The organism is Rhodococcus sp. MH15, from assembly GCF_019266045.1.
GTDB lineage: Bacteria > Actinomycetota > Actinomycetes > Mycobacteriales > Mycobacteriaceae > Rhodococcus_F > Rhodococcus_F qingshengii.
Genome location: NZ_LPNP01000061.1, coordinates 106,717 through 117,978 on the forward strand (window position 1 = coordinate 106,717; position 11,262 = coordinate 117,978).

An 11,262-nucleotide genomic window follows, 5' to 3' on the forward strand; every position below is an offset into this window, starting at 1 on the left:
TTGTCGAGTCGTGACTTACGACGCGATCGAAGTACACGGGTGAACCTCGCATTCTGGTTGTACTGTCGAAGTGTGCAGAGACGAATCATGGGTATCGAGACGGAATTCGGCGTTACCTGCACCTTTCACGGGCACAGGAGACTGAGCCCCGACGAGGTTGCTCGTTACCTCTTCCGTCGTGTCGTGTCGTGGGGTCGCAGCTCCAACGTCTTCCTCCGTAACGGAGCTCGCTTGTACCTGGATGTGGGTTCGCACCCGGAGTACGCGACGGCCGAGTGCGACAGCCTCATCCAGCTGGTCAATCACGACCGTGCCGGTGAGCGTGTGCTCGAAGAACTGCTGATCGACGCCGAGGCGAGACTCGCCGAGGAGGGTATTGGTGGCGACATCTATCTCTTCAAGAACAACACCGACTCGGCCGGAAACTCGTACGGCTGCCACGAGAACTTTCTCGTCGCGCGCGCCGGTGAGTTCTCCCGCATTTCGGATGTCTTGTTGCCGTTCCTCGTCACGCGCCAGTTGATCTGCGGCGCCGGAAAGGTACTGCAGACTCCGAAGGCCGCGACGTTCTGCCTCTCGCAGCGCGCGGAACACATCTGGGAGGGCGTCTCGTCGGCTACCACTCGCTCGCGTCCGATCATCAACACCCGCGACGAACCGCACGCGGACGCCGAGAAGTACCGCCGCCTGCACGTGATCGTCGGCGATTCGAACATGGCCGAAACGACGACGATGCTCAAGGTCGGTTCTGCCGCACTGGTGCTCGAGATGATCGAAGCCGGGGTGTCGTTCCGCGATTTCGCGCTGGACAACCCGATTCGTGCCATCCGCGAGGTCAGTCACGACGTGACCGGTAAAAAGCCGGTTCGCCTTGCTGGTGGACGTCAGGCCAGTGCCCTCGATATTCAACGCGAATACCACGCCAAGGCAGTCGAACATCTGCGTAACCGCGAACCGGACCCGCAGGTGGAGCAGGTTGTCGACCTGTGGGGTCGCACCCTCGATGCCGTCGAAGCTCAGGATTTTGCGAAGGTCGACACGGAGATCGACTGGGTCATCAAGCGCAAGCTGTTCCAGCGCTACCAGGACCGTCACGGTTTCGATCTGTCCGATCCCAAGATCGCGCAGCTCGACTTGGCGTACCACGACATCAAACGCGGCCGGGGTGTCTTCGACGTTCTCCAGCGCAAGGGCTTGGTCAAGCGGGTCACCGAGGACGAAACGATCGACGACGCCGTCGAGAATCCGCCGCAGACCACGCGCGCCAAATTGCGGGGCGACTTCATCACCGCAGCCCAGGCAGCAGGCCGGGACTTCACAGTCGACTGGGTTCACCTCAAGCTCAACGATCAGGCGCAGAGAACGGTGCTGTGCAAGGACCCGTTCCGCTCCGTCGACGAGCGTGTCGAGCGTTTGATCGCTTCGATGTAGGTCACTCAATTTCGAGATGTACAAGACGGCAGGTCTGTTTTGCGGCGACGCGCCGGGCACGAAAGTGTCCGGCGCGCGTTCGGTTATCGGATAGCCACTAGGATTTCGGCGTGGCGACATCAAAAATCGAGCGGTTGATGAACCTGGTGATCGCATTGCTGTCCACCAGACAGTTCCTCACGGCGGAGAAAATCCGTGACAGTGTGGCCGGGTACAACGATTCCGCGAACTACGAAGCGTTCAGTCGCATGTTCGAGCGCGACAAGAACGAACTTCGTGACCTGGGTGTCCCGTTGGAAACCGGTCTGGCAGGACGTTTCTCGACCGTCGAGGGGTATCGGATCAATCGCAATGCCTACGAGCTTCCGGACGTGGACCTCACCAGCGAGGAATCTGCTGCTGTCGCCGTCGCGGTGCAGTTGTGGGAGTCGCCGGAACTGATTTCGGCAGCCCAGAGTGCACTACTCAAACTCCGAGCGGCGGGCGTCCAGGTCGACTCAGAAGTCAGTGCCGCCCCGGTCACCGCGATTCCGGCACGCACTCGCGGTTCGGAGCCCGCGCTCGGCAAGCTGCTTGCAGCGGTCGACGCCGGCCGAGCAGTTCATTTTCAGCACCGCGGCGCATTGAACGAACCGTTCACCGAACGCACCGTCGAGCCGTGGGGCGTCGTCACGCACAACGGCAAGTGGTACCTGGTCGGGCACGACGTCGACCGTGATGCGGTGAGGACCTTCCGGCTCTCACGGATCGGTGACGACGTCAGGGAGTTCGGCCCGGCCGGTTCGGTTCACAAACCTGAAGGTGTCGACCTTCGCGAGGTCGTCGATCGCGTGACCGGTTCGGGCGTCGTGACCGGGACGGCTACGGTGTGGGTCGCAGACGGCCGCGCCCATGAGCTTCGGCGGCTTGCGACGTCGTCGTCCGAACGGCGGTTGACCGATCGCGACGGCAGCGTGCTGGCCATCCCCGTTCGATCCTGGGAATGGACCGCTCGGTTGATCGCCGGTCACGGGTTGGACGCATTGGTGCTGGACCCACCGGATTTGCGTGCTGAGGTCGTCGCGAAGCTGCGCGCCGCCGCGGCGAGCCCGATCACCGGCAATGGACAGGGGGACCACTGATGAGCAATCGACTGTCGTCGCGGTTGGCACGGCTGCTCAACCTCGTGCCGTACTTCATCGCAAATCCTGGCATCAGTCCCGCCGAGGCCGCCGAGGAGCTCGGTGTCAGCACCACTCAACTGATGACCGACCTCAATCAATTGTGGGTGTGCGGACTGCCCGGTTACGGTCCCGGTGATCTCATCGACCTGTCCTTCTCCGAGGAAAGTATCGAGGTCACGTTCTCGGCCGGGATCGATCGCCCGTTGCGCCTCACCTCGACGGAGGCGACGGCGTTGCTGATCGCCCTGCGGTCCTTGGTGGAAATGCCCGGCATGGTCGATCCGTCCTCGGCGCAGCGTGCCATCGCGAAGATCGAGGACGCAGCAGGCTCGGCCGCGGCACGAGCCATCGGTCAGGACCGGGACACATCGCCGGCGCCGGACATCGCCGAAGACCCGATAGCAGCGACGGTCAGAGCCGCGCTCGCAGACAAGACCGCCCTGCGATTGACGTATTACTCCGCCTCGCGCGACGCGGTCTCCGAGCGCATCGTCGACCCCGTTCGTATCGTGTTGGTCGACAACTACAGCTACCTCCAGGCGTGGTGCCGTCAAGCCGAGGGAGTGCGGTTGTTCAGATTCGATCGGATCGACGCCGCCGTCCAACTCGACGAGCCCGCCGACCCGCCGCCGCAGGCCCTCGAGGAGGATTCGAATCTCGAATTGTTCAGCGGCGACGGTTCCCTTCCGGAAGCGCGGTTGTTCATCACCAAAGAGTGGGTGTGGATGCTCGACTACTACCCGTTGGACGTCGAGCACGTGAACGACGACGGGTCGGTCGAGGCGACGATGAGTTTCGGAACACTTGAATGGATGGCAAGGCTGGTGTTGGGATTCGGTGAGGGCGTTCGGGTCCTTCATCCGCCGGAACTGGTCTCCGAAGTCCATGATCGAGCCGTTGCGGCGCTCGACGCCTATGACGTAATCGGTTCGTAAAACTTCGGGAAACTTCACGTTCAGTGAGTTCGCAGGAAACAAACAGGTAAAAGGTAGCTGAAGTAAGTGCTTTGGCACCTCCGAGCGCCGGTTGTGTCCGGTAGCATCGAGGAATCTGATCATGGGAGGTCGTTATGGGTGCAATGCAGCCGATGCATTGGCTGATTGTCGCTGTTGTCGTCGTAATTCTGTTCGGGTCGAAGAAGCTTCCCGATGCAGCACGCGGTCTGGGTCGTTCCCTCCGCATCTTCAAGAGCGAAGTCAAGGAAATGCAGAACGACGATGCGGCGCCCGCAAGCGCGCCGGTCGCACAGCCTGCTCCGGCACAGTTGCCGACGGCCAACACCGCGGTGGTCGCAAACGGTGCAGCAGCACCTGTTGCGCAGCCGACCGAAGTCAAGCCGCTCTAGTACACACTGCGTTCTAGCCGGGGTGAAATATTCGTTCACCCCGGTTGTCTGCTGACCAAGACCAGGATGCACAGTGCGTATTCCGTTAGACCCGCGTAACCGCAAGCGGAAGGTCAACCCAGACGGCACCATGTCGTTGGTCGACCACCTGTACGAATTGCGGACTCGTTTGTTGTTCGCATTCCTCGGCGTGATCATCACCACGGCGTTCGGCTTCTTCTGGTATTCACACTCGATACTCGGTCTCGAAAGTCTGGGCGATCTGCTTCGCGGACCGTACTGTGAGCTTCCGTCCGAGAGTCGCGCCAACCTCAGCACCGACGACGCGTGCCGATTGCTGGCGACCGGGCCGTTCGAGCAGTTCATGCTGCGATTCAAAGTGGCGCTCACCGCCGGCATCGTTCTTGCCTGCCCGGTGTGGCTTTACCAATTGTGGGCATTCATCACCCCGGGCCTCTACGCCAAAGAGCGTCGCTACGCGGTCGGATTCGTCACCGCAGGTGCCGCTCTCTTCATTCTCGGCGCAATCCTGGCGTACCTCGTCGTGGCGAAGGCTTTGCACTTCCTCCTGACCATCGGTGACAACGTCCAGATCACCGCGCTCAGTGGTTCGGAGTACTTCGGCTTCATCATCAATCTGCTGCTCATCTTCGGCGTCAGCTTCGAAATCCCACTGCTCGTCGTCGTGTTGAACTTTGCCGGCATTCTGACGTACGAGCGTTTGAAGGCCTGGCGTCGAGGATTGATCTTCGGGCTCTTCGTATTCGCTGCAGTTGCCACGCCAGGGTCGGATCCGTTCTCGATGTTGGCGCTCGCGCTGGCTCTGACGCTTCTCTTCGAGGTCGCGGTCCAGATCGCTCGCCTCAACGACAAACGTAAGGCCAAGCGAGCCGGTGAAGACTGGGGCGCACTGTCCGACGAGGAAGCTTCCTCCATCTCGGCTCCGTCCGATCTGAACGAGGCTTTCGACAATCCGACCAAACCCAAGGCCGAATCGAGTGGATTGTTCGGACGTAAGTCCAAGTCCAAGGCTCCGGTCGCGGAGAAATCCGACACCGCCGGCGACAACGCGCCCGGCCAGGATTTCACTGACACTCTCTGAGCGCCGTGCCACCACGTCGGCGGCGTGTGAAACCCTGACGAGGTGGTTATGAACAAGAGTGAACTGAGCACGTTCGCGTCCAGCCTGAAGTTCGAACTCGATCCATTCCAGGTGAAGGCATGCGTTGCGCTCGAAGCGGGCCACGGCGTCCTTGTCTGCGCGCCGACCGGTGCAGGCAAGACCGTGGTCGGCGAGTTCGCTGTCCACCTGGCTCTGGCGGCGGGCCGCAAGTGTTTCTACACGACGCCGATCAAAGCGTTGAGCAATCAAAAGTACGCCGAACTCGTCGAGCGGTACGGCCCCGGCGAAGTCGGTCTGCTGACGGGTGATTCGAGTATCAACTCCGACGCACCGGTGGTCGTCATGACCACCGAAGTCCTGCGGAACATGCTCTACGCCAACTCCGAGGCACTGCGCGGGCTTTCGCACGTCGTCATGGACGAAGTGCATTACCTGGCCGACCGGTTCCGTGGGGCGGTGTGGGAGGAAGTGATCCTGCACTTGTCCGAGGACGTACGCCTGGTGAGTTTGTCGGCGACCGTGAGCAATGCCGAAGAATTCGGTGCCTGGATGGAAACCGTCCGCGGCGACACCACTGTGGTCGTGGACGAGACTCGGCCGATCCCGCTGTGGCAGCACATCATGGTCGGTAGGCGAATCTTCGATCTCTTCGACAGTCGTAGTCATCCTGCTGCCGGGCCGAAGACCGTGCTCGTCGATCAGGATCTGGTTCGCCACGTCAAGCAGCGTCAGGCTCTCGAACGCGTCGAGAGCTGGCAGCCGCGTGGCCGCGGACGACGCGGCAGCTACCGGAGTTCCAACGATTTCCGGCCCTTGCCACGACCTGACGTCATCGCTCAGCTCGATCAGTCCGGACTGCTCCCGGCCATCACTTTCATCTTCAGCCGCGCCGGTTGTGATGCGGCTCTTGCACAGTGCCTGCGGTCCAGACTGGATCTCACTTCGCCGGAGCAGGTCCGCGAGATCGACACCATCATCGAGAAACACACCGGGGAACTACCCGAAGAGGATCTCGAAGTTCTCGGATATCGGGACTGGTGCAAGGCACTACGACGCGGACTGGCATCTCACCATGCCGGCATGCTGCCGGCATTCCGCCAGACAGTCGAGGAACTGTTCGTCAAGGGGCTCGTGCGGGCGGTCTTCGCGACCGAGACGCTGGCCCTCGGCATCAACATGCCGGCACGCACGGTGGTGCTCGAACGTCTGGTCAAGTACAACGGTGAATCGCACGCCGAACTGACGCCGGGGGAGTACACGCAGCTGACGGGTCGGGCCGGCCGACGCGGCATCGACGTCGAAGGCCACGCTGTGGTCCTGTGGCAGCCCGGGGTCGAGCCGACGGATGTCGCCGGCTTGGCGTCGACACGGACGTTCCCGCTCCGCAGTTCGTTCCGCCCCTCGTACAACATGTCGATCAATCTCGTCGAGCGCATGGGCGCGGCGGATTCACGGAAGCTGCTCGAACGTTCCTTCGCGCAGTTCCAAGCGGATCGCTCGGTGGTCGGCCTGGTGCGTGGCATCGAGCGGAACGAAGAAGCACTGAAGGGTTTGCAGGAGAAACTCGGCGGTGCGGACGGCGAATACTTCGAATACGCGTCGTTGCGTGAGCGGCTCAGTGCGCGCGAGCGCGCGCTCGAACGTAAGGGCCGCGAAGACCGACGCGGAGATGCGGTGGAGTCCCTTCGTGCACTCGCCCGCGGTGACGTGATCGCAATTCCCATCGGTCGTCATTCCGGGGTGGCGGTGGTCCTCGTCCCGGACAACGATCCGAAGGACCCGCGTCCGCTGGTTCTGACTGCCGACCAGTGGGCCGGCCGACTCTCCTCGGGTGATTTCCCGGAAGCAGCCGACGTTCTGGGAAAGATGCGACTGCCCAAGCATGTCGATCACCACACCGCCCGGATCCGGCGCGATCTGGCCTCGGCGTTGCGTAGTACCGGGATCAGTGCCCCCCGGCGAAAGAAGCGCCGCAAGGCGGGCGCATCCGAAGATGCCGAGGTCGCTACTTTGCGACGTGCTATTCGCTCGCATCCGTGCCATAGCTGGCCCGATCGTGAACATCTGAGCCGGATCGGTGAGCGCTACAACCGGCTGGCCAGGGAAACGCAGTCGATGAGGGAAAAGGCTGCGGCCACCACCAACTCGTTGGCGCGGACGTTCGACCGCATCATTGCGCTACTCAAAGAGCGTGAGTACATGACTGCCGAAGCAGCGCCCGAAGTCACCGAATCCGGACGACGACTCAGCCGCATCTACTCGGAAAGCGACCTTCTGGTCGCCGAATGCCTGCGGACCGGGGCGTGGACAGGTCTCAGCCCGGCTGAGTTGGCGGCCGTCGTGTCCTCGGTGGTCTACGAATCACGTCGGGACGGGGACACCGTGGATCGGGTGCCGACAGCGGCGCTTCGTCACGCCCTCAACGACACTCAACGATTGTGGAGCGAACTGCGGTCGGACGAGATTCGCCACAAGCTGCCGCCGACGCGGGAACCGGATCTCGGATTCGTCACTGCCGTTTATCACTGGGCGAGCGAGAACTCGCTTGTCGACGCACTGATCGCGGCCGGAGTGCAGGGTCGTGCGCTGTCTGCGGGTGACTTTGTACGTTGGTGTCGTCAGGTGATCGATCTCCTCGATCAGGTCCGCCTGACTTCGACGGATGCCGACGTCGCGAAGACTGCGGCGCGGGCGGTAGCTGCAATTCGTCGCGGGGTAGTTGCTGTCGACGCAGCATGACCGCAACTATGTGGTTTGATTCGCAGACTGGTATTTCGAGTGGGAGGCGAACATGAGCGGGCCTTACGGACCGAACGATCCGAATCGGCAATGGGGTCCTGGTGATCAGCAGCAGCCGAACGAGCAGCAGTGGGGGCAGAATCCTCAGCAGCCGGGCGGACAACAGCAGCCTGGTCAGCAGCCCGGCCAGCAACAGCCGTGGGGTCAGCCTGGTCAAACACCGCAGCCCGGCCAGCAACAGCCGTGGGGACAGCCTGCCTACGGCCAGCCGGGTGGTCAGCCTGCGTACGGTCAGCCGCAGCAACCTGGACAAGGACAACCCGGCCAGCAACAGCCGTGGGGACAACCCCAGCAACAACCTCCCGCACAGCCGTGGGGTCAGCCCGGGCAACAGCAGTCACCTGACGCAACCCAGGCGTGGGGTCAGCCTCCGGCTGCCGCACCGCAGCAGGCGTGGGGCGCCACGGCCCCCGGGCAGACTCCGGGACAGCAGAACCAGTGGAACCAGGCTCAGCCGTTCCAGAGTCCCGGTGCGCCCGGAAACCAGTCGGGTAAGTCGAAGAAGCCCCTGATCTTCGGTGCGATCGGCGTTCTCGTCGTTCTTGCCGCTGTCGTGGTGGCCCTGGTGTTCGGAGTCTTCGGCAAGAACACACTCGATCAGAGCGCGGCTCAGGCCGGCGTCGAGAAGATCGTCACCGAGTCCTACGGGGCGAAGAACGTGAGCAACGTTCAGTGCCCCGCGGACCAGGAAGTCAAGTCAGGCAACAAGTTCACCTGCACGCTTTCGATCGCGGGTGTGAAGTCGAACGTGACCGTGACGTTTGTCGACGACAACGGCACGTACGAGGTCAGCCGCCCGAGCTGACGCCCTTATTGGTCGGAACGGCCTGCCGCCGCAGCCTCGAGCGCGGCGGCAAGCCGGCCGGCCGAGCGCTCGATGTTGAGCGAGGCCGCCACTTCCTCGAGGCGTGCGGGATCGACGGGGGTCGCCGGGAGTCGGTCGTCCTTCGAGAACTGAACGTCCGCGTCGCGAACCACTCGTACGACCGGCAACGCAGCATCAAGGTAAGCCATTGCCTCAGGTGAGGTCAGTTTTGCGCGAATCCCCTTGGCCATATCCGATTCAGGATCAGCTGCGGCCGCCCGAAGTCCGGCCAACGAGCCGTAACGGAGCATCAGTGTCGACGCAGTCTTCTCACCGACACCTTTGATGCCGGGTAGACCGTCGGAGGCGTCTCCGCGCAGTACCGCGAGTTCGGCGTAAGCCTCGCCCGCACGGTCACCGGGTACTCCGTACTTCTCCGCAACCTCGACCGGTCCGAAGAGTTCCGCCTTGGACAGGCCACGGCCCACGTACAGGACACGGACGGGCACGTACTCGTCGGTGACGACCTGCAGTAGGTCTCGGTCACCACTGACGACGACGGTGAGATCTTCGCGCTCGGTGGCGGCAAGCGTTCCCAGTACGTCGTCGGCTTCGAGTCCGACGGCTCCCGCTGTCGCGATTCCTGCTGCTGCGAGCACGTCCATGATCATGTCGACCTGAGGCGTCAACGTGTCCGGAACTTCTTCGGACGCACCGTCAGAGCCTTCCTCGACGCGATGTGCTTTGTACGTCGGGACTGCATCGACGCGGAACTGCGGTCGCCAGTCCAAGTCCAGGCACACGGCGAGACGACTCGGCTGGTGTTTGGTGATCAGGGAAGCAACCATGTCGGTGAAACCGCGCACCGCGTTGACAGGTCTGCCGTCGGGGTCGACGAATGACTCGGGCAGCGCGTAGAACGCACGAAACCACAGGCTGGCACCGTCGAGGAGAAGCAATGGCCCACTCATGGTCACCATCCTGCCAGTCGGCACTAACCTGTAAGCCATGACGTCTCCAGCCGAACAGGATTCCCGATTCTCCAGCGCCGTATACGGCGCACGTATCGCTCGCGCCGCGGAGTTGGCTCGATCAGCAGGACTCGACGGTCTGGTGGTGACTCCAGGTCCGGATCTTCGGTACCTGACAGGTTCTCGGGCTGACTCGTTCGAGCGCTTGACCGCGTTGGTCATCGCCGCAGACACGGCGAAGGCGTCCGTCGTACTTCCTCGGTTGGAGTTGGCGTCGCTGAAGGAATCGGCAGTGGGCGATCTCGGGTTGACCGTCCTCGACTGGGTCGACGGTGTCGACCCGTATGCGATTGTGGCGGCGCAACTCCCGACCGGCGCGAAGGTTGCGGTGACGGATGCGATGCCTGCGCTGCATCTGATCCCGCTCGCAGACACCTTGGGCGCGTTGCCGATTCTCGCCACCGGCGTCTTGCGCGAATTGCGGATGGTCAAGGACGGCGCCGAGATCGAGGCGTTGCGGCGAGCCGGTGCGGCCATCGACCGTGTTCACGCCCGCATGGCCGAGTTCTTGGTCGTCGGACGTACGGAAGCTGAAGTAGGCGAAGCGATTTCGGCGGCGATTCTCGAAGAGGGGCACACCGAGGCCGCGTTCGTGATTGTCGGTTCGGGCCCGCACGGCGCCGATCCGCATCACGAGGTTTCGGACCGGGTGATCGAGAGCGGCGATATCGTGGTCATCGACATCGGCGGACCGGTCGAGCCCGGATACAACTCGGACTCCACTCGCACGTACAGCATGGGGCAGCCGTCCGCGGAGGTTGCCGCACAGTTCGCGGTACTCGAGGCGGCGCAGCAGGCTGCGGTCGATTCGGTGCGGCCAGGAATCTCCGCAGAATCCGTGGACGTTGCAGCTCGCGAAGTGCTTGCCGCACAAGGGCTTGCAGAGGTATTCGTTCACCGCACCGGTCACGGTATCGGGCTGTCCGTACACGAGGAGCCGTACATCGTCGAGGGCAACGCCATCGAACTCGTCGAAGGTATGGCCTTCAGCATCGAACCGGGAATCTACTTCCGCGGCAGTTGGGGTGCCCGTATCGAGGACATCGTCGTCGTGACCGCCGACGGTTGCGAGTCGTTCAACAACCGTCCGCACGGCCTGACTGTCCTCGCCTGATCAGCTTTCCTTGAACGCAGCGGACCCGAGTATGCGTGTGACGTCGATTTCGATGACCACGCGCGCGGGATTGACCCGTGGCTGGCGGTACCGCTCGGCATAGCGCCGAACGGCGTCGGCCACGGAGTCCGCGTCGGTGAGCACGCGTGCCGGCCCCTCGAGCGTGAGCCAACGGCCACCGTCGACCGAACTGACGGCGGCGTATCCGCCACGCGCTGCGTTGATCGCCTTCTGTGAGCCACCGCTGGTGATCACGCGCGCCTTTCCGGCTTCCTGGTCCCAGGTGAACCCGACGGCAACGACGTGTGGGGTGCCGTTCGGACGCAACGTCGTGAGTGTCGCGAGGTGGTATTCACCGACGAACTTCAGCCCGTCTTCGGTGAGAGTCTGCTGTGACGATGGCGTGGTGGAGGGGGTGAGCGTCATGCCACGACGGTAATCCAGGACACTG

The 11,262-nt window shown here is 62.9% G+C and carries 10 protein-coding genes; 8 read left to right on the forward strand and 2 right to left on the reverse strand.

All coding sequences use genetic code 11. From position 1 onward, the window contains the following. The first annotated feature begins 72 nt into the window (after positions 1-72). The 7 genes from pafA (at position 73) to ATN37_RS08615 (ending at position 8,666) form a co-directional block, all read left to right on the forward strand. Complete coding sequence (pafA, locus tag ATN37_RS08585) at positions 73-1,431, forward strand: Pup--protein ligase (RefSeq protein ID WP_007729869.1); 1,359 nt, start codon at positions 73-75, stop codon at positions 1,429-1,431. Between the two features lie 110 nt (positions 1,432-1,541). Then, positions 1,542-2,552, forward strand: coding sequence for a YafY family protein (locus tag ATN37_RS08590; protein WP_003944939.1), 1,011 nt, complete (start codon positions 1,542-1,544; stop codon positions 2,550-2,552). Beyond that, positions 2,552-3,529, forward strand: a complete 978-nt coding sequence (locus tag ATN37_RS08595) for a YafY family protein (RefSeq protein ID WP_030536343.1) — start codon at positions 2,552-2,554, stop codon at positions 3,527-3,529. Before ATN37_RS08590 ends, ATN37_RS08595 begins: the two co-directional genes overlap by 1 nt. Positions 3,530-3,663: 134 nt before the next feature. Continuing rightward, entirely contained in the window at positions 3,664-3,939 is a 276-nt protein-coding gene (gene tatA, locus ATN37_RS08600) for a Sec-independent protein translocase subunit TatA (protein ID WP_003944836.1), read from the forward strand. Between the two features lie 73 nt (positions 3,940-4,012). Continuing rightward, complete coding sequence (tatC, locus tag ATN37_RS08605; RefSeq protein WP_003945030.1) at positions 4,013-5,041, forward strand: twin-arginine translocase subunit TatC; 1,029 nt, start codon at positions 4,013-4,015, stop codon at positions 5,039-5,041. A gap of 48 nt (positions 5,042-5,089) precedes the next feature. Next, positions 5,090-7,801, forward strand: coding sequence for an RNA helicase (locus ATN37_RS08610; RefSeq protein ID WP_218695008.1), 2,712 nt, complete (start codon positions 5,090-5,092; stop codon positions 7,799-7,801). 52 nt (positions 7,802-7,853) lie between these two features. Beyond that, on the forward strand, positions 7,854-8,666 hold the full coding sequence (locus tag ATN37_RS08615) for a DUF4333 domain-containing protein (protein ID WP_218695009.1): 813 nt from the start codon (positions 7,854-7,856) through the stop codon (positions 8,664-8,666). Positions 8,667-8,671: 5 nt separating this feature from the next. On the opposite strand, the gene ATN37_RS08620 is transcribed toward ATN37_RS08615, so the two are convergent. Next, positions 8,672-9,637, reverse strand: a complete 966-nt coding sequence (locus ATN37_RS08620; RefSeq protein WP_003944862.1) for a 5'-3' exonuclease — start codon at positions 9,635-9,637, stop codon at positions 8,672-8,674. Between the two features lie 37 nt (positions 9,638-9,674). On the opposite strand from ATN37_RS08620, the gene ATN37_RS08625 reads away from it, so the two are divergent. Then, complete coding sequence (locus ATN37_RS08625; RefSeq protein WP_099698321.1) at positions 9,675-10,811, forward strand: Xaa-Pro peptidase family protein; 1,137 nt, start codon at positions 9,675-9,677, stop codon at positions 10,809-10,811. Here ATN37_RS08625 and ATN37_RS08630 read toward each other — a convergent pair whose 3' ends face one another. Continuing rightward, positions 10,812-11,237 carry a PPOX class F420-dependent oxidoreductase gene (locus ATN37_RS08630; protein ID WP_030536346.1) on the reverse strand — a complete coding sequence of 142 codons (426 nt, stop codon included), beginning with the start codon at positions 11,235-11,237 and terminating at the stop codon, positions 10,812-10,814. Positions 11,238-11,262: the final 25 nt, after the last annotated feature.

What these genes read in the sequence shown, in the direction of transcription:
- ATN37_RS08630 (WP_030536346.1), bottom strand. Translation starts at nt 11,237, where the DNA reads ATGACGCTCACCCCCTCCACCACGCCATCGTCACAGCAGACTCTCACC.
- ATN37_RS08620 (WP_003944862.1), bottom strand. Translation starts at nt 9,637, where the DNA reads ATGAGTGGGCCATTGCTTCTCCTCGACGGTGCCAGCCTGTGGTTTCGT.
- tatA (WP_003944836.1), top strand. Translation starts at nt 3,664, where the DNA reads ATGGGTGCAATGCAGCCGATGCATTGGCTGATTGTCGCTGTTGTCGTC.
- ATN37_RS08595 (WP_030536343.1), top strand. Translation starts at nt 2,552, where the DNA reads ATGAGCAATCGACTGTCGTCGCGGTTGGCACGGCTGCTCAACCTCGTG.
- ATN37_RS08615 (WP_218695009.1), top strand. Translation starts at nt 7,854, where the DNA reads ATGAGCGGGCCTTACGGACCGAACGATCCGAATCGGCAATGGGGTCCT.
- ATN37_RS08610 (WP_218695008.1), top strand. Translation starts at nt 5,090, where the DNA reads ATGAACAAGAGTGAACTGAGCACGTTCGCGTCCAGCCTGAAGTTCGAA.
- ATN37_RS08625 (WP_099698321.1), top strand. Translation starts at nt 9,675, where the DNA reads ATGACGTCTCCAGCCGAACAGGATTCCCGATTCTCCAGCGCCGTATAC.